General features: G+C 47.0%; 13 protein-coding genes. 12 read left to right on the top strand and 1 reads right to left on the bottom strand.

Annotation, left to right across the window (positions count from 1 at the left end):
* Positions 1–295 precede the first annotated feature (295 nt).
* A complete protein-coding gene (locus QUB14_RS26205) occupies positions 296–4,309 on the bottom strand; it encodes an SUMF1/EgtB/PvdO family nonheme iron enzyme (protein WP_333220761.1) in 4,014 nt (1,337 codons plus the stop codon).
* Between the two features lie 50 nt (positions 4,310–4,359).
* Here QUB14_RS26205 and QUB14_RS26200 point away from each other — a divergent pair, with 50 nt between their 5' ends.
* The 12 genes from QUB14_RS26200 to QUB14_RS26145 form a co-directional block, all read left to right on the top strand.
* Positions 4,360–4,578, top strand: a complete 219-nt coding sequence (locus tag QUB14_RS26200; RefSeq protein ID WP_333220763.1) for a hypothetical protein — start codon at positions 4,360–4,362, stop codon at positions 4,576–4,578.
* A gap of 115 nt (positions 4,579–4,693) precedes the next feature.
* On the top strand, positions 4,694–5,020 hold the full coding sequence (locus tag QUB14_RS26195) for a hypothetical protein (RefSeq protein WP_333220765.1): 327 nt from the start codon (positions 4,694–4,696) through the stop codon (positions 5,018–5,020).
* Between the two features lie 3 nt (positions 5,021–5,023).
* Positions 5,024–5,410 (top strand): hypothetical protein, encoded by a 387-nt coding sequence (locus QUB14_RS26190; protein ID WP_333220767.1) that lies wholly within the window; start codon positions 5,024–5,026, stop codon positions 5,408–5,410.
* Positions 5,411–5,709: 299 nt separating this feature from the next.
* Positions 5,710–7,050, top strand: a complete 1,341-nt coding sequence (locus QUB14_RS26185) for an ABC transporter substrate-binding protein (protein ID WP_333220769.1) — start codon at positions 5,710–5,712, stop codon at positions 7,048–7,050.
* A 563-nt stretch (positions 7,051–7,613) separates the two neighbouring features.
* On the top strand, positions 7,614–10,127 hold the full coding sequence (locus QUB14_RS26180) for an MASE1 domain-containing protein (protein ID WP_333220771.1): 2,514 nt from the start codon (positions 7,614–7,616) through the stop codon (positions 10,125–10,127).
* 752 nt (positions 10,128–10,879) lie between these two features.
* The gene (locus tag QUB14_RS26175) at positions 10,880–14,590 is read left to right on the top strand and encodes a response regulator (protein WP_333220773.1); all 3,711 of its coding nucleotides are present in this window, start codon (positions 10,880–10,882) and stop codon (positions 14,588–14,590) included.
* A complete protein-coding gene (locus QUB14_RS26170) occupies positions 14,583–14,957 on the top strand; it encodes a response regulator (protein WP_006631823.1) in 375 nt (124 codons plus the stop codon). The genes QUB14_RS26175 and QUB14_RS26170 overlap by 8 nt, the downstream gene beginning before the upstream one ends.
* Positions 14,954–16,012 carry an adenylate/guanylate cyclase domain-containing protein gene (locus tag QUB14_RS26165; protein WP_333220776.1) on the top strand — a complete coding sequence of 353 codons (1,059 nt, stop codon included), beginning with the start codon at positions 14,954–14,956 and terminating at the stop codon, positions 16,010–16,012. Before QUB14_RS26170 ends, QUB14_RS26165 begins: the two co-directional genes overlap by 4 nt.
* An 83-nt stretch (positions 16,013–16,095) precedes the next feature.
* A complete protein-coding gene (locus QUB14_RS26160; RefSeq protein ID WP_006631825.1) occupies positions 16,096–16,614 on the top strand; it encodes a Ycf51 family protein in 519 nt (172 codons plus the stop codon).
* Positions 16,615–16,761: 147 nt separating this feature from the next.
* Positions 16,762–16,917, top strand: coding sequence for a hypothetical protein (locus QUB14_RS26155; RefSeq protein WP_333220778.1), 156 nt, complete (start codon positions 16,762–16,764; stop codon positions 16,915–16,917).
* 6 nt (positions 16,918–16,923) lie between these two features.
* Positions 16,924–18,099: an ATP-binding protein gene (locus QUB14_RS26150; RefSeq protein ID WP_333220779.1), complete on the top strand. Its 1,176-nt coding sequence runs from the start codon at positions 16,924–16,926 to the stop codon at positions 18,097–18,099.
* Positions 18,096–19,110: tetratricopeptide repeat protein (locus QUB14_RS26145; protein WP_333297385.1), on the top strand; the 1,015-nt coding region annotated here is incomplete at its 3' end. The genes QUB14_RS26150 and QUB14_RS26145, both read left to right, overlap by 4 nt.

Raw genomic sequence — 19,110 nt, 5'->3', positions numbered from 1 at the left:
TTGTCGGTATGATCGAATCAATGACGTGGCGATCGGCTAGCTCACTCTTTTAAGATACAAGGGGCGGGTTCACCAACAATCTCTAATTGGCACTCCAAATATCTATAAACCCGCCCCCACCCAACCAATAACCTCAACCAACCCTTAAATTTCATCAATTATTTAACATCTCGGTGGGGTGGGGGCGGGTTTGATAATTTGTCGATTGGTGGCAAATATTTGGGTGAACCAGCCCCTACCGAAATTATGTATATTTAACCGGATTTGCTATCACTCCTGAAATTTTTTTAAAGCGCTAACGCACTAGAGGAAAAATGAAAAAGAGCAAAAAAGCAAAGAAGAGTACACACAGCCAAGATAGCCAGGAAGGGAGAGCGGAAGCTTCCACTACACGAAAACCCCTGTTTCTGATGTACGAGGAGCCCGCAGAGTTGTGGCGGTATGCAGCACGGCAATCGACCGCATTGTTGTCCCACGAACCACCACGCAGCACACGGTAATCATTTCCGCCAGTTTCCCAGGAACTACCATCAGAGGGTGCGCCGTTATAATTTCCATGTCCAGGATCAGCACACCATTCCCAAACATTTCCGTGCATATCGTATAAACCAAAGGCATTCGGCGGAAAACTCCCCACTGGTGTTGTTTCTTCGCGATAAAGTCCTCTGGGTGCCCAGCCGTAGGGAACATTGCCATCATAATTAACTAAATCTGGGGTAATTGTTGGACCAAAGTGAAAAGCTGTAGTTGTACCTGCCCGACAAGCATATTCCCATTCCGCCTCACTCGGCAAACGATAGTTTTTTCCGGTTTTCTTTGATAGCTTCTGACAAAAACTTACGGCCTGATACCATGCTACATTTTCTACAGGCCACTTCGCACCTTTAAAATGAGAAGGGTTATATCCCATCACCGCTTGCCATTGTTCTTGGGTAATGGGATATTTTCCGATATAAAATGGTTGGGCAAAAGTGACCTGATGTTGCGGGCGTTCATTATCATTACCTTCTCCCGACGGTGAACCCATCATAAAACTACCCGCTGGGATCTGCACCATTTCCAGCTTAATTCCATTGCCTAAATCTTCGTCTTGTTGATAAGCTTCCCCCGACTCCTTACTATTTTGTTTCCCATTCTTGTCTACCTTAATGATTTCAAAAGTAAATGGTTTATTTTTGCTAGGTTCGGCTTCCTGATGCAAAGATTTCGCTGCGGCTTCCCGCTGTTGACGTTCTCTTGCTTCGGCTTCCCGGCGCAAACGTTCGGCTTCCTCTTCCCGCTGCTGACGTTCCCTTTCTTTGGCTTCCCGGCGCAAACGCTCGGCTTCGCCTTCCGGCTGGAGAGCCAAAGCCTCCACTATACGAAAACCAGAGAGCCAGTTCGACAGGCCCGCAGTATGATAGCCGCGGGTGGCAGTACGGCAAGTGGCTGCAGAGGCGGCCCACGAACCACCACGCCGCACTCGGTCATAACTATTATCTCCGCCAGTTTCCCAGGAACTACCATCAGATGGTGCGCCGTTATAATAGCCATGCCAAGGATCAGCACACCATTCGCCAACATTTCCGTGCATATCGTATAAACCAAAGGCATTCGGCGGAAAACTCCCCACTGGTGTTGTTTCTTCGCGATAAAGTCCTCTGGGTGCCCAGCCGTAGGGAACATTGCCATCATAATTAACTAAATCGGGGGTAATTGTTAGACCAAAGTGAAAAGGTGTTGTTGTACCTGCGCGACAAGCATATTCCCATTCCGCCTCACTTGGCAAACGATAGTTTTTCCCGGTTTTCTTCGATAGCTTCTGACAAAAACTTACAGCATCATTCCACGATACCTTTTCTACAGGACGCTTCGCACCTTTAAAACCAGAAGGGTTATTTCCCATGACTGCTTGCCATTGTTCTTGAGTAATGGCATATTTCCCTAAATAGAATGGTTGGGCAAAAGTAACTTGATGTGGTGGACGTGCATAATCATTACCTTCTTCCAACGGTGAACCCATCATAAAGCTACCCGCTGGGATATACACCATTTCCAGCTTAATTCCATTGCCTAAATCTTCGTCTTTCTGATAAGCTTTCCCCGACTGCTTGCTACTTCGTTTTCCATTCTTGTCCACCGTAATGATTTCAAAAGTAAATTCTTTACCTTTGCTCGCTTTTTCCTCCCGGCGCAAACGTTCGGCTTCGGCTTTCCGCTGTTGACGTTCGCTTTCTTCTGGTTCCCGCCGTTGAATCTTTACTTCCGCTTCCTGGTTTCTATCCTTTAATACACCCAACGCAACATCGCGAGTGTGCGAAACACCTGGTAAACTCGGATTGAGTTGCAAGGCCAGATTAAAATCTTTAACTGCCTGTTCTAACTGTCCTAACTTCTGATAAACTAAGCCGCGATGGTGGTAAACATCAGCGTCATTGGGATTAAGTTGCAACACCCGATCGAAATCTGCGACCGCTCCCTGATACTCACCAATTTGATCGTAAGCCAAAGCGCGCTGAAAATTCGCGTCTAAGCGAGAACTATCTAACTGTAAAACTTGAGAAAAATCTGTAATAGCCGAGGAATATTCCCCATTGTTTGCTCGTTGTAAACCCCGTTGCCAACAAGACTCAATGACGCTTAGTTGTAAATCCGCCCCAAAACCTTGCAAACATTGATTTAGCTTGGTTACATAGGGCAAATCATCAATGGTTAAAGCCGCAGCCAAAGCATTTAATAACTGACTTTGTTCTGGAATCGGCAAACCATGCAGCTTTAACCAATCTTGGACAGACAAATATAACTGTGCTGCGGCCCACTGCTTGTCTACCAAACTCAACAGAGATACAGCTAAATCCAAACGCAAATCAGGAATTAATGCCGACTCTTCTTCAGCCAAGTTGTCATATAATGCCTGATAATAACCCACGGCAATTTCTATGACAGTCTGCTGTTCCTCTGCGGGCATTTTTGCCAACATTTCCGGGAGTAACTGCGGCAATAAAGGTGTTTTTCGCTCATCTGGAGGCAGAAACATCAGACAATATTCATCAACAATTAACCCCGCGATTAAAGCATGGAGTATTCCGATAAATTCTGCCAAATCATTGTAATCATTTTTGTGCAAATGATAAGGGCGATGAATTTCGTTTAAATCTTCTCCTTCCTCTAGGGCACCGCGTTCAATTTCCGAAATTCGTAAATTTTGCTGATAGCCTTGAACTGTTTCCTCACCATAACGGCTATCAAAATCAGCCACAGGCTTACCAGAGTCAATATACGCTTGTCGTTTCCCTTGCCAATTCACAGCCCGTTGTTTGGCACAATCATACAATACCTCAACCCAAGGTAATTGATGAATTGGGGTTTGGTAACGATATTTTTTGAAATTAATATGCCAAAAGCCAAAGCGCAAATAAAAGTCATCGGGCGTGGCGGATGAGTCTAAAATGAGTGTGGGAATTACCCGCAAACCTGCAAATAAGTTTTCCGCCGCCGCTTCTTCCCGAAAAACATTACTCCGCCAATAACCGCCCATAAATTGCACTGGCCGGCCCTCGGTGATATACTTGTCTAGGAAGTTTCGCAGATAATTGCTTAAAAATTCCTCAGATACCGGAAAGTTTTGATTTGGTTTAGCAGCATCGTGAGTCAAGACTGGCGGTGATAAGAAAACTCGTAAAATGGGTGTATCTTCGGGGTTGATGTTGGCAATAAGGTTTTCGGCGGTGACTAAAATTGGGGAATTTTCTAAGTTTTTTTGTTTGACAATGGTGGCAATTGCTGTTTCGCGATTTGCCTGAGCAATCTCTCGTGCTAAAAGAGCATCTAACTGTTTTAATTCTAGTTGGAGTTGACGCTGTTCGGCGATGCAGAATTTTTGCAATTCGGCGCGCAATACTTCTAGTTGGGCGCTGTGTTCGCGGTTGAGTTGGCCTTCATTGGCTTGAAAATCCCAATTTAATTGCGCTAATTTATCTTGTAACTCGCGGTTAAGCATACCTTCATGGCCTTGAAAAGCAATATTCATTTCTGCGAGGTATTGCTGTAAACCTCGGTTTAATTCGCCTTGTTCCCTTGTGACATCAAGGGTGGCTTGATGTTGCAAGGCTTGGAGAATAGAAATATTTTCTTGTAGCTTTATTTGTTTGTTAGCGTTTTCTGAATTAATCTTGGCAATACAAATCGCAGTGTCTGCATTGATGTTAGCAATAGAGAGGGCGGTTTCAGCTTGGATATCTGCTTGATATTTTGTCGAAAAAAGTTTCGCATTAGCATCATCTCTAATCTGAACCAAAACACTTTTTTTTCCTGGCAATGCTTTCGTCATAAAAAAATGCTCCTATTTTGTAGGGTTAAGGTTTGAGCAACCAGATATTGATGGAATCTAAGCGTTATTTGGGGCTGTTGCTGGGGTGGGGGCGGGTTTATTCAGATGATTGGTGGGTGGCAAAATTGAGCGCTGAACCCGTCCTTACGGATTTTATTGAAGATTATACCAATAATTTTACCATTCATGCAGGGGCGGGTTCATCCACATATTTGCTACCCATCGACAAACGATCAAAACCCGCCCCCACCCCTCTTTGGGATTTTTAATGGCGACGCACCCTAGGACTGCTTGATTAAAGTGAGAGAGGGGTGTTCCGAAGGACGATCGCCTACAATCTATAGGTGGTAAAGTTGTCAAAATTGCGATCATATCTCCTCGAACATGGAAAAACCGTCGAATATCCTGCTTAAACTCAGCCGCAGCTTATTTGCCGACACCGCCGCACAAGAAAAGTTTATTCATGCCGTCACCAATCCCCAAGCTTTTAATCCTGCTATCTTGTGGGTGCAACCAAAACCTACAGAAAACCCATTTGAGATCGAAATTCCAGTTGCTTGGCAACCAGAATTTGTAGATAGACTAGCCTTAGAATCCCAGCCGGGAAAACATTCCTTACATCAAGCAGGACATTACTACTGTCTCGACTTTTGCTCAATATTCGCAGCCTCCACATTGTTAACCATACCCCAGCCAGTCAAACTAATCTGAGATATGTGCGCCACCCCCGGAGGAAAAAGTATATTTTCCTGGAAAACATTAAACCCAGAATTGCTGTTGTGCAACGAAGTCATAGGCAAACGCATGGGAATGCTGATCTCTAATTTAAGACGCTGCCAAATTAACCCATCCGCCGCCGCCAACGTCGATTCAAAAATACTTGCCGAAAAGATGCCACAAACGGCTAATTTAGTAATAGTAGACGCTCCTTGTACTGGTCAATCACTCTTAGCAAAAGGAGACAAAGCACCCGGCTGCTTTCATAATGTCACCATCAACAGCAATGCCAACCGCCAAAAAATAATTTTAGCCAATTCTGCTAAAATTGTAGCGCCGCAAGGTTATCTTGCATACATGACCTGCACTTATTCAACCGCATAAAATGAACAAGTCAGCGAATGGCTGTTAAACAAATTCCCCGAATTTGGGCCAGTCACTGTTCCTCATTTAGAAAAATATCGATCGCACCTGACAGAAATTCCTTGCTATCGGATGTGGCCGCAAGATAGACTAGGAGCAGGAGCTTTCACCGTTTTGTTTCAAAACACCTCGGATGGAGAGAGAAATCAGCTACGAGCAGATTTTCTAGATTTAGCTCGTTTTACCAACATCTAACTATCCGCGTCCATCCGCGTGCATCTGCCCTAAAAAAAATATTCTTCCATTAATCCAACTAACAAATGATTTTCTCCCAATTATCCAAAGCAATTAAAAGACCGCTCAAAATAGCCGTCGGCATTTTAATTACCTTAAATCTGCTCATACTAAGCGGCTGTCAAAACAGCACAACCCCAGCCTCAAAAAACGGCGAACCGATCGAACTCACACTGTGGCACGGCATCAATCCGCCGCCAAATCGCGACGTATTTCAAACCCTAACAGACAAATTCAACAAAACTCATCCCAACATCCATATCAAACCAGTTTATATCGGCCAGCCCGACCAACAACTCCCAAAAATACTAACAGCAATAGTTGGAAATGCACCGCCGGATTTGCTTTGGAATGCTGCCACAATTTCAGGAAAACTAGCAGAACTAAACGCAATTGAACCCTTAGAAAACTGGCTCGACAAATCGCCCCGGAAAGCGGAAATCTACCCGGCACTCTTCGAGTCAATGGAACTCGGCGGACACACTTGGTCAGTTCCCCTAGCGACAAACAACGTCGCCATCTTTTACCGTCCCAGCTTATTTGCAGCAGCAGGAATCAAAAAAGTGCCGCAGAATTGGGCGCAATTAAAGCAAACAGCCCGATCGCTCACGCGAGACACCAACGGAGACGGCCGCACAGACCAACACGGCATAGTGCTCCCCCTAGGCAAGGGAGAATGGACAGTATTTACCTGGCTGCCATTCATGTTCAGCGCAGGCGGCGAACTCAAAGGCGAAATACCTCAAAGTCCTGTACCCCAAATAGATAATCCCGGTTCTCACGCCGCCTTAGAATTGTGGAGCGACTTGTTAAAAGAAGGTTCAGCAATATTGTCAGCACCCGAACGCGGTTACGAACTCGACAACTTCATCGCCGGGAAAGTCGCCATGCAAATCACCGGGCCGTGGACGCTAGCACAGTTGCAGCAAAGCGCGATCGACTACGCAGCAATGCCTTTACCGCTCCTCAAACGCCCCGCAGCCGTCGTAGGGGGTGAAAACCTATTTTTAATGAAAACCTCGCCAGAACGAGAGCGAGCAGCCCTAGTATTCTTAGAATACGTTATAGGTGAAGAATTCCAAACAGCATGGGCATTGGGAACAGGTTACTTGCCCATTAACTTAAAATCGAGACAGAGCCAAGCTTATCAAAGCTTTGTGGAAAAAAACCCTGTTTTGCGAGTATTTTTAGAACAAATGAACTCAGCCAGAGCGCGACCCATTATATCAGGTTACTCCCGCCTGTCAGAAAACCTCGGTCGCGCCATAGAGGCAACCCTTCTGGGCCGCAACCCCCAAGACGCCCTTAAAGAATCTCAAGAGCGTTTGACACTAACCTTAGATATTGCAACAGCCAAAGAGAAATAGACAATAAAAAATATTTTTTTGGCTGTTAGTTATCAGCTTTCACTGTATTCTCCCGAAAGACTTTAAACCTCGATTGATTGATGAAAAAGCTAGTGAAAATCACTCCCGCCTCCACTTATAATCAGAAACCGTGTTTCTGGTTCCACACTTACATAAAAGCAGAAATTTTACGTCGCTGTTATTGGTATTTTAGGTATTTTAAGTATTATTGAGTACGGTGCAAAATGTTAGGGTGAATTGGGTTGCGCTCGCCCGACACAAAAAGACACCCGCTGTCGCTAGGTAATAAATCTTTAATAAAAACCCAAAATTTATAAACCAATTGCTTAGCCATTAGAGATATATTTACAAAAAAGCAATACTCCCGAAATTCATGGGCAGATTTGATCGAACAAAAAAAACCGCTCCCTCAACGGCACCACAAAAAGTTAGCTCAAAAGCTTCTCCCACTACCTACCACCCATGACCTACCATCACCTAATAGAAACATTTTCTCTACCCTGTGCCTGTCCCGTGCCATCTACTGAGATCCCAACAACCGTCCACCTTTTCCCCAAACGACAATGCAGACAAAGTTCCTTAACGCAATCAAAGGACATTCCTGGCGGTACTTCCTCGCAGTAGGCGCGATCGCCCTGGTCTACTATTGGGCGTCGCAATTCGCAATTTCCACCCTCACCCTCAGTTCAGAAATTTACCCGATGTGGCCAGCAGCAGGAATTGCCCAAGTCGCCCTGCTGCTGTTTGGGCGGCAACTGTGGCCGGGAATCGCGCTCGGAGGCTTCCTGTTCAGCATGAGCGTACCGTCGGCCAACATAGGCACGGCATTGATTTCGGCAGCCGCCAGAACCCTGCAAGCGTGGACGGGAACTTATCTACTCCAGCGCATTAACTTTAGCGCCGGGCTCGATCGGCTCAAAGACGTTTTAGGAATAGTCGGACTAGCAGCCTTGGGCTCTACCCTGATCAACTCCACCATCGGCAGCATCCTCGTATGCCTGACCGGTTTATCTAGCTGGAGCGATTTGGGTACGATTTGGGGGACTTGGTGGGTGGGAGACGCTATGGGAATTTTGCTCGTCGCCCCGCTGCTGCTGACGTGGCAACAATTGCCCAGAGTCCCCAACCATCGTAAAAAGATAGCTGAACGAGCGATTTGGCTGCTGCTGCTACTAGCAGTCGGCTGGCTCGTCTTCTGCTCCCGCACCCGCGCCGCCTACGCCCGCTATCCCCTCGAATACTTACCATTTCCCCTAGTAGTTTGGGCTGCCTTTCGATTCGGCCAGCGCTACACGGCCCTCTCCAACTTCATCCTCTGCGGCTTCGCCATCTGGGGCATAGCCCGACGCAGCGGCCCCTTCCTCAAACACGCCAGCAGTATGCCCCAAGCACTGTTATCCCTGCAAGCCTTCATCGCCGTCATCGCCGTCACCGGCTTAGTCTTAGCCGCCACCGTCGCCGAACGCCACCAAGCAGAAGCTTCCCTGCGCGCCAGCGAAGCCAGCCTTGCCAACGCCCAGCGCATCGCCCAACTAGGCAACTGGGACTTAGACCGCAACACCCAGCAATTGCGGTGGTCAGAGGAAATTTATCGCATCCTGGGACAGCGGCCGGGAACTTTTGAACCCAGCCTGGAAGCCTTCTTGGAATACGTACACCCTGAAGACAGAGAATTAGTCAAAACCTTGATCGAAGCCGCTCTATTTCAGCAACAGCCTTACAGCATCGACTACAGGCTCATACTCCCCGACGGTAGCAACCGCACAGTCTACGAACAAGCCGCCGTCAACTCCCTATACATCAGCAGCACCGTCCAAGACATCACAGACAGAAAGCAAGCCGAAGCCGCCCTGCGTTCTTCAGAAGAAAGATTTTCCAAGGCTTTTCACGCCTCCCCAGTCGGCATCAGCATCTGCACCCTCACAGACGGATGCTTCCTCGATGCCAACGAAAGCTTTTTGCGCTCATTAGGCTGGCTGCGGCACGAATTTATCGGCCGCACTCCCAGCGACTTAAGAATGTTTGTCAATTCAGAAGACGGGGGGCGGCTCGCCCAGATTTTGGAATCACAAAATTCGATCAGCAATCAAGAAATCAAAATTCGCACCAAAGTCGGCGAAGTGCGCGACTGGCTGCTGTCAATGGAACTCATCGACCTCGGCAGCACTCAGTGCGTTTTAATCATGACCAGCGACATCACCGAACGCTTGCGTTCCGAAGAATTCCGCCGGGCCGCAGTAGCCGCCGAAGCTGCCAATCGCTCAAAAAGCATTTTTCTAGCCAACATGAGTCACGAACTCAGAACCCCCCTCAACGCCATCATCGGCTACAGCGAGCTCCTGCAAGAAGACGCCCGAGACCTCGGTGCCGAAGAATTCATTGACGACCTCCAGAGAATTAACACGGCCGGCCAGCACCTACTAGCGCTGATTAAAGATATTCTCGACTTGACCAAAATTGAAGCAGGCCGCATCGACTTCCACCTCGAAACCTTCACCATTTCAACTCTGGTTGAGCAAGTAGTAACCACGATCGGGCCGATGGCAGACAAAAATAGCAATATCCTAGAAATACAATGCCCCAAGGATATTGGCTCGATGCACACCGACTTGACTAAACTCCGGCAGTCTCTGCTCAACCTCCTCAGCAATGCCGCGAAATTTACTCGCTCCGGCGCGATTACCTTCGCCGTTACCCGATCCGTCGAAACCCGCGCCGACGCTGCAAAGAAAGCCAAAAGACTTGGAGCGTATAGAGGAGGTGGCCAAGCTGAAAATAGCTTGTCTCTGTTATCTTCCGGTCAAGATTGGATCTTTTTTACGGTCAAAGATACCGGCATTGGCATGAGTCCCGAACAGTTAGCCAGAATCTTTGAGCCTTTCACCCAAGCCGATTCCTCAACTACTAAGAAGTATGGCGGCACTGGTTTGGGGCTGACGATTACTAAGAAATTCTGCGAAATGATGGGGGGAGACATTACTGCATTCAGCGAGGTGGGCAAAGGTTCTACTTTTACCATTCGGCTGCCAGCTATTTTCAGCGACCTTTCGATCTCAACCGAAAAGTCTGACGAATAATATTTTTTTGACAGTTATTTTCGATGCCTGCAAATTTTCTTTGCCTCCGCCAGTTGCTAATTATTTCGCTAGCAGTTAGGGATATTTTGCAGATAATTTATCACACTATCAAGTCAGTCTTTTTCTTAGGCTTTTCTAATATAGAGGTAGAAGATTAGGTCGGGTTAGATAACCATAATTAATTTATGAGTAAGTACGAAAAACCCTTAAATCGTTTCCGCTGGCATGAGAATAATAATTTTTCCACTCCACTACAAGCGTAAGCGATCGTTTTTTGGAACCCACCTAGTTTTTGAGGGTAAGTTCACTCGGTCAATACTCCGGACAGTTTTTCTCTGCTCCAATGGCTTATTCTCGTTTGACTTTGAGCGACTTTGGATAATTAAATCAATGCCCTCTCCACCCGTGACTTGCATTTAATTTTACTTTTTTATTGTCCTTGTCCTGTAAAACTTGTAGTATCGTTACCAAAAGTTTTCGGACTATTGACTTGATAAGATGATATTATTATTTTTGAGGGTGCTGCCGACATTCCGAGGATTAGTTAGTTGACAACCCTTAAAAGTTCTGAAAATTAATATAATTAGCGCAGTTTGAAAGATTTTGGAGAGGAGACACGATCCCTCGGCTTCTCAATAAAACCTGTTATAGACTTCGATCGCGTACTTGTCCCCTAACCGTATACCTACGTATATATACTATTAATTAATAAAGATATACTGTAGAAAGTTGCCTACAAAGCGCCCGAAAATATGCACCCCCACCTCCAGCGCCAACTCGAACAGCTCGGTTTAGTCGGCGAGTCTCCCCCTCCCACTGCTGAGCAGTGGCAGCTTTTATTAGAGCAGGTAAGTTGTACCTATGACCGAGTTCAGAGTCAGCAAGAACTTCAGCAGGAAGATTGTTTTAACTTGCAGACGGTGGCGCTCAAGGATGTAACTGAGTCGCCCCAGTCCCCTCAAGACTCTCCAACAGCTTCAGAATTCGATCGACTGCGGGCGAGTGTCAACAGTTTGGGGGCGGGATTGTGTATCCTTGACGCGAAGGGCTGTGTAATTTCAGTGAATCCAGAGGCCGAACGGTTGCTGGGGTGGCGAGAGTCGGAACTTGCAGGCGTTTCCCTGCTAGAGCGCATCGGGAAGCAAAAGAAAGGCAACAAATCCCAAGTTTTGACGGCTCCGAAACAGTTGCCAAGCAAGAGTGAAGATAGGCCGATCGCACCTACACTAGATTTACAAGAGGCGATCGCTTCCTGTCAACCTTGCAACAATTGGGACGACGAGTTTTTGTGTCGCGACGGCAAGATGTTACCAGTTTCCTATTTTTTCCATCCCGCAGTTGAGCGCGGCGAAATATCAGTCTTGGTGTTTTTTGACACTAGAGAACACAAGCAATGGCTCTCGATACTGCAAGCAGTTCTAAAATCTACAGATGCAGGAATTCTGGCGGTTGACAGAAACGGCAATATATGTAATTATAATCAGAAATTTCTAGAGATGTGGGGTTTGTCCGCCAGCCAAGGAAAGTTGAGCCGATCGACCTTCGCCACACTCAAAAACACAATCAAAACAGGATTCCCCTTCGACAGGGAACAATTAAAATACCCGCAACGATTTCTCCAAAACGTGATCAAAGTGTCGGCAGATTCAGATACTCAAATCAGCGAATTATTAGAATTTAAAGACGGAAAAATTCTTGAATTAAATTCGTTGCCATCAAAAGTCGGAGCGAAAACAGTCGGTAGAGTCTGGAGCTTTCGAGACGTTACCAAACTAAAAAAAATAGAAGAATCTTTGCAGTATAGAATAGAATTCGCTCAGTTGATTGCCCGTTTGTCAACCAATTTCATCAGTCAGCCCTTATCAGAAATAGACAAAGGCATCGATCGAACCCTGGAAGCGATAGCCACCTTGAGCGGGTTTGACCGCAGTTACATCTACCTGTTATCAGAAGACAAAACCCGCGCCGACAAAAGCTACGAGTGGTGCGGCGAAAGCATTCCGGCAGTCAAAGACAGCACCTACGAACAAATAGACATCGCACAAATCCCTTGGATCGCAGAAAAACTCGATCGCGCGGAATGCCTCTATATTCCAGAAATCGGCGAACTCCCGCCTCCAGCCAAAGCCGAAATTGGCTATTTTATCGGTCAAAATCCAGCCGAATTCCAGACCAACTCCCCATCCCAAACAGTCAATCAAACAGCAACCGCCTCAATACCTTGGATTGGCGCTTCCCTAAATAATTTAGAATTAAAAAAACAGCTACAAAATATTCAATCGATGATAATTATTCCCCTAATTTGTAATAAAAACCTAGTAGGATTTCTCGGATTCGATGGCTTAAAGCAAACAGCAGGTCGAGCAACCGAAATATCCACACAGCTAAAAATGGTAGGAGAAATGCTCGCCAATGTCCTAGAGCGCAAGCGAGCAGAAGCAGCCTTGAGACAATCCGAAACAAAATACCGCAGCATCTTTGAAAACGCAGTCGAAGGCATATTCCAGACAACGCCTTCAGGACACTACCTCAGCGGCAATCGCGCACTAGCCAGAATTTACGGCTACGAATCCTGTACCCAAATGCTCGCCGAACTCACCGATATCAACCGTCAATTTTACATTGACCCCCATCGGCGCGCCGAGTTTATGGCCCAATTGCGCGCGCGCCGCCAAGTGTCAAAATTTGAGTCCCAAATATACCGCCGAGACGGTAGCAAGATCTGGATTTCCGAAAACGCGCGCAGCATCTGCGACGAAAACGGCAGGGTTTTGTACTACGAAGGCACAGTCCAAGACATCACCGATCGCAAACAGGCAGAATCCGCCATGCAGTTGGCCCTAGAAGCAGCAGAATCAGCCAACCGGGCAAAAAGCACATTTCTCGCCAACATGAGCCACGAACTTCGCACACCCCTCAACGCCATCATCGGCTACAGCGAAATGCTTCAAGAAGAAGCCGAAGAATTGGGCAGTTGCGAATCGGTTCCCGACCTCGAAAAAATCTGCAGCGCCGGCAAACACCTGCTGTCTCTGATTGACGACATCCTAGATATTTCTAAAATTGAAGCAGGCCGAATGGATCTCTACTTAGAAACCTTCGAGATCCATACCTTAATTGAAAGTGCTGTTGCCACGGCGAGGCCGCTGGTAGATAAAAACGGTAACACCCTAGAAGTGTACTGTCCAGACAACCTCGATACCATGCACGCGGACATGACCAAAGTGCGGCAAGTGCTGCTTAATTTGCTCAGCAACGCTGCCAAGTTCACACAAAACGGGAGAATTGCGATCGGAGTGGAAAGAATTAAAAATGAACAATTAAAAAGGAAAAATCAAGAGGAATCTTCCCAAATTTTAATTTCCAACTCCGAATTTTTAAGTTTCCGCGTCGCCGACACCGGCATCGGCATGACACAAGAGCAATTGGAGCGAGTTTTCCAACCTTTCACCCAAGCTGATGCCTCGACTACCCGCGAGTACGGTGGCACCGGTTTGGGACTAGCAATCAGCCAGCGCTTCTGTCAGATGATGGGTGGCAGCATTGAGGTCAGCAGCACCTTGGGCGCAGGCTCTACTTTCACCGTGCTCTTGCCCAAAGCCATCAAACAGCCGGAAATCCCCAACAAAGTCCACGACAGCACTAGCCATCCCGACGCCCCCGCTGTCGGCACGGTGCTGGTAGTGGACGACGACCCGATCTCGCGGGATTTAATCCAGCGCGCCCTCAGTCGCCAAGGACTGCACATAGAAGTCGCCGGCAGTGGCGAGCAAGCTCTCCGGCTCGCTAAGCAACTACGGCCAGACGCCATTACCCTGGACGTGATAATGCCCGGAATGGACGGCTGGGCGGTACTCTCAGCACTGAAGGCCGATCCAGACCTTGCCGAAATTCCCGTAATCCTGCTATCCTTTGTGGGCAACAAAAGCCTCGGCTTTGCATTGGGTGCCTCGGACTACCTCACCAAACCAGTGGACGGCAAACGGCTGGCTGCCTTGTTGAACAAGTACCGACGCGACCAAGACGGCGTTGCAAGTAACAATTTGACCTGTCAGATTCTAATTGTGGAAGACGACGTTGCCACGCGCGAAATACTGCGATGCGTACTAGAAACACAAGGCTGGGCAGTAACGGAAGCTGACAGCGGACGCGCTGCTCTCGATCGGCTAAAAGTTGCTCGCCCGCACCTGATATTACTGGATTTGACGCTGCCAGAAATGGATGGTTTTGAGTTGATCGGGGAACTTCGCAAATCCCATTCGGGAGATCCTATACCGATTGTGGTAATCACGGGGAAAGACCTGACACCGGCCGAAAGCCAGCAACTAAACGGCTACGTCGAGCGGGTGCTACAAAAGGGAGTCTACAGTTGCGATACTTTGTTGCGCGATGTTCGCTCTATAGTCAATGACAGGTTCGATCGCAGGTACGACTCGAAAGGCAAGGAGAACACCAATGGCTAAAATCCTGTTGGTCGAAGATAACGAAATGAACAGGGATATGCTTTCCAGGCGTCTGGCCCGCAAGGGACACGAGGTCTTTATTGCTGTTGACGGTGCTGAGGGAGTGTCGATGGCGCTCGCCAAAGTACCCGATTTGATTCTGATGGATATGAGCCTGCCGGTTCTCGACGGCTGGCAAGCAACGCAGCAAATTAAGGCGGCTCCTGAAACTAGCAGGATTCCGGTGATTGCGCTGACGGCTCACGCAATGGCGGGCGATCGTGAAAAGTGTCTTGCGGCCGGCTGCAATGACTACGACACTAAACCGGTCGAGTTTCCCAGACTTTTGGGTAAAATTGAAACGCTTCTCAAAGAGGCCATGACATGAAAGGTGATGAGGGCAGCGTGCTGGTTGTTGACGACAATGAGGTAAACCGCGATTTGCTGGCCCGCCGACTTCAGCGTCAAGGCCATGTGGTGACTGTTGCTGAAGATGGTCTCCAAGCTCTGGAAATGTTGCGAAGCGATCCTTTTGATTTGGTTCTCTTAGACATTATGATGCCGCAAATGAACGGCTATCAGGTGCTCGAAAGTCTGAAGGCGGACGAGAATTTGCGCTACATCCCGGTGATTATGATTTCGGCGGTGGACGATATCGACAGTATCGTCCGGTGTATAGAGTTGGGGGCGGAGGATTATCTTTCTAAACCGTTCAATCCGGTATTGCTCAAGGCTCGAATTAGCGCTTGTCTGGAAAAGAAGCGGCTGCGGGATAAGGAACAGGCGTATTTACATGAGTTGGCCCAGGAAAAGGAAAAGTCCGAGCGTTTGCTGTTAAATATTTTACCGAAGGCGATCGCGCAGCGCCTCAAACACGGGGAAATTACGATCGCAGACAGTTTCGCTGAGGTAACAGTGATGTTTGCCGATTTAGTCGGTTTTACTAAGCTTTCGTCTCATTTATCGCCGGCCCAATTGGTGGAGTTGCTCAACGAGATTTTTTCGGCTTTTGACGAGTTGGCCGAGCGCTACGGACTTGAGAAAATTAAGACGATCGGCGATGCTTATATGGTTGTTGGCGGTTTGCCGACGCCCAGCGACGACCACGCCGAGTCGATCGCCGAAATGGCGCTGGAAATTCAAGCAGCAATGACTAAGATACATACCAAGGGAGGTCAGCCGCTCAGCATCCGCATCGGCATCCACACAGGCCCGGTAGAAGCTGGGGTAATCGGTACTAAAAAATTTACTTACGATTTGTGGGGAGATACGGTAAATACAGCTTCCCGGATGGAATCTCAAGGCGTCGCCGGCAGCATTCAGGTGACAGTTGCTACCTACGAACGCCTGCGGGATAAGTACGTTTTTGAGGAGCGCGGCGTGATTCCAGTGAAGGGGAAAGGCGATATGATGACTTATCTGCTTATGGGCCGAAACGCTTAATTAATCATTGGGCATTGGGCATTGGGCATTGGGCATCGGGTATCGGTAACTAATATCAACAGTCAACAGTCAACAGTCAACAAATGAACGTAAATTCTAACCTTTTAATGTACGCCCAATGGGCGGGAATTCTAACAGTAGCCTTGGCTATTCTAACTGTTATAGCATTTATCTTCAAATGGGGTTTTCGCTTCCGATTGGTAGGAGTGACAAGCTTTATGGGAGTAATTGCTGCGAGTATATTTGGTCTGGGTTTGGGACTGTTTTCCCGCACAGAAATTCCCGGTGCAGTTCGCTATTCTTTAGTTTACGATACAGGCGGCGCTCAAACAGTAGTTACTGTGCCGCCTACGATCACGGAATCGGAATTAGAAGCAACGATGCAGCAAGCGGCTGCCGATTTGTACTCTCCAGGGCGCTCTGGGCGGGGCAGAGACTACATGACCATCCGGGTTCGTACAGTTGTACATCCTGAACCTGGGCTGTCGCAGCCGCTGTTTTTGGGCGAAGTGAGGCGATCGCTCGCGACTCGATATGACGACAAAATGGCGATCGAAATCTTCCCAGAAAAAGTTGCTATTCTGAAAAAATATCAAGCTTAAAAGTAGTGATTGTTGGGTGCGCCATGTGCACCCAGCCTTTTGCATAGATTCGATCGCTCTTCTTATAATTATCTGGGTTTATCCGTGTTCATCTGCCTTAAATCTGCGGTCGATCCTATAAAAAACCAAAAATACTAAAAAAAATTTATGACTCAAAATACAGAAAAACTACTAAAAGACCTCTACAACGCCTTTAACCCATCTTCTCCTTTACCAGCAGGCGACCCGCAATATGTTGACTGTGGGGAAGTGCGAGGAGATGACAATATTACCCTAGACTTGGGCCTCAACATTGAGCGTTAAGAACCGATGACTTGCCAGTTGTATGCAGGACATCGCGGTGCTGGAAAATCAACGGAATTGCTGCGGCTACAGCAACACTTGAACAACAAAGGTTATTTTGTAGTTTATTTCGCGGCTGACGCGGAAGATATCAATCCCGAAGATACTGAATATACAGATATTTTGCTAGCTTGCACCAGACACTTATTAGAAGCAATTAAAGAGGCTGACTCCAAGCCTTTGCTCAATTGGATGAAAGACCGGTGGGACGATTTAAAAGATTTAGGGCTAACAGAAATATCTTTTGAAAAATTGAGCTTAGAGGCGCAAATTAGTCAGTTTGCCAAGTTGACGGCGAATGTGAGAACTCAACCGAGTCTGCGCCACAAAATCCGAGAAAAAGTTGAACCCCAAACACAAACGCTGATTGATGCGCTAAATGAGTTTATTGGCGACGCTAAAAAAAAGTTGCCCACTAAATATTCGCAACTGGTAGCGATTGCCGATAATTTAGACCGGATTGTGCCATTTTCTGCGGCAGACGCAGGAGGACGCAGCAATCTAGACCAAATTTTCTTAGACCGCAGCGAACAACTCCAAGCTTTAGATTGTCACGTCGTTTACACTGTACCGATTTCCATGGTGCATTCTAACCGCGCTGCTGATTTAAGCGATAAGTACAATACTCCGCAAGTGCTGCCAATGATTCTGGTACAGAATCTAGATGGTAGCGCTCACCAACCGGGACTTGCTAAAATTAAAGAGTTGATTAAGAAGCGGGTGCAAAAAATCGCTCCAAATCTATCTTTAGAAACAGGATTGTTTGACACTGAAGAAACCCTAGAACGGCTGTGCTTGATGAGTGGAGGCCACGTTAGGGATTTGATGAAGATGATGCGAGAAGCTGTGAATCAAACACAAAATTTGCCAATTACTGCCAAAGCGGCCCAACGAGCAATCACCAAAGAGCGGGATGTCTACCGCAGAACTCCCGGAAAAGATGAATGGCAAATTTTAGCCAAAGTATCTCTTTCTCACGAGATAGATAATGACGAACAGCACCGCAATTTGCTATTTAACCGCTGTATTTTGGAATACCGATATTTTGATGATGAAGCAGAAAAGCTGCCTTGGTATGATGTTCACCCGCTAATTAAAGGCATTCCGCAATTTAAGGAAGCAATTGCACTAATGCAGTCATGAAACCAGAAGCAATTGATTGGGACGAAGATTTGCCACCGGCCGAACCGGAGGAAGAATATCTAACTCTCGTACGCACTCTCAAGCGGACAGATGGCTTTAGCTTGTTGTTTGTGGAGTGTTCACCGGCGGAGGGAGAACGCTGGATTACTAGAGTTAAAACAGATATTCCGCAGCAAAATATTGAGGTTTTGCGGCTGAAGGAATCGGTTTATGATTTTTACAATCTAATTGAAGAGTTGCCAAATTGCGATCGCATCAATGTCTTATTCGTCCAGGGTTTAGAATATTCACTTTATGAATACGAACAAGAAAAAAAGGAGCTCGGCTGGGAAAGTAAGGATATTTACTCTTATAGTTGGCGGGGTGTGCCGCCTGTTTTAATTAATTTAAACCAGCAGCGAGAACGATTTAGAGATAATTTTAAAATCTGTTTTGTTTTTCTGTTGCCTAAGTTTGCTATTGATTATTTTATTCAGCGGGCACCTGATTTCTTTGATTGGCGATCGAGTCTATTTAAGTTGTCGATGGATGAAGAAAGCTTGCAAGCAGAATCAAAGCAAGCTTGTTCCCAAAGATGGAAGCGAGAAGATTATCTAACTTTGACTCCCCAAGAAAGGAAACGGGAATTGATGAGGATTCAAGCTTTAATTGATGAGGAGGGGCAAACACCAGAACAAAAAGCTGAATTGTTTCACCAACAGGCTTTCTTGTATCGCTTTACTGAAGAATACGCAAAGGCGCTAGCCTCCTACGACAAAGCCTTAGACATCAAACCCGATTATCACGAAGCCTGGTTCAATCGGGGCATTGCACTGCGTAATTTAGGAAGATGGGAAGAAGCGATAGCCTCCTACGACAAAGCCTTAGACATCAAACCAGATTATCACGAAGCCTGGTTCAATCGGGGCATTGCACTGCGTAATTTAGGAAGATGGGAAGAAGCGATAGCCTCCTACAACAAAGCCTTAGACATCAAACCAGATTATCACGAAGCCTGGAACAATCGGGGCA

Source organism: Microcoleus sp. B3-D2, from assembly GCF_036705345.1.
Taxonomy (GTDB): Bacteria; Cyanobacteriota; Cyanobacteriia; order Cyanobacteriales; family Microcoleaceae; genus Microcoleus.
This window is presented reverse-complemented; position numbering and strand designations above follow the sequence as displayed.

Bases quoted from the DNA above. Each gene is read 5' to 3' on its own strand.
- QUB14_RS26200 (WP_333220763.1), top strand. From the start codon at position 4,360: ATGGAATCTAAGCGTTATTTGGGGCTGTTGCTGGGGTGGGGGCGGGTT.
- QUB14_RS26150 (WP_333220779.1), top strand. From the start codon at position 16,924: ATGACTTGCCAGTTGTATGCAGGACATCGCGGTGCTGGAAAATCAACG.
- QUB14_RS26165 (WP_333220776.1), top strand. From the start codon at position 14,954: ATGAAAGGTGATGAGGGCAGCGTGCTGGTTGTTGACGACAATGAGGTA.
- QUB14_RS26175 (WP_333220773.1), top strand. From the start codon at position 10,880: ATGCACCCCCACCTCCAGCGCCAACTCGAACAGCTCGGTTTAGTCGGC.
- QUB14_RS26190 (WP_333220767.1), top strand. From the start codon at position 5,024: ATGTGCGCCACCCCCGGAGGAAAAAGTATATTTTCCTGGAAAACATTA.
- QUB14_RS26180 (WP_333220771.1), top strand. From the start codon at position 7,614: ATGCAGACAAAGTTCCTTAACGCAATCAAAGGACATTCCTGGCGGTAC.
- QUB14_RS26205 (WP_333220761.1), bottom strand. From the start codon at position 4,309: ATGACGAAAGCATTGCCAGGAAAAAAAAGTGTTTTGGTTCAGATTAGA.
- QUB14_RS26195 (WP_333220765.1), top strand. From the start codon at position 4,694: ATGGAAAAACCGTCGAATATCCTGCTTAAACTCAGCCGCAGCTTATTT.
- QUB14_RS26160 (WP_006631825.1), top strand. From the start codon at position 16,096: ATGAACGTAAATTCTAACCTTTTAATGTACGCCCAATGGGCGGGAATT.
- QUB14_RS26185 (WP_333220769.1), top strand. From the start codon at position 5,710: ATGATTTTCTCCCAATTATCCAAAGCAATTAAAAGACCGCTCAAAATA.
- QUB14_RS26170 (WP_006631823.1), top strand. From the start codon at position 14,583: ATGGCTAAAATCCTGTTGGTCGAAGATAACGAAATGAACAGGGATATG.
- QUB14_RS26155 (WP_333220778.1), top strand. From the start codon at position 16,762: ATGACTCAAAATACAGAAAAACTACTAAAAGACCTCTACAACGCCTTT.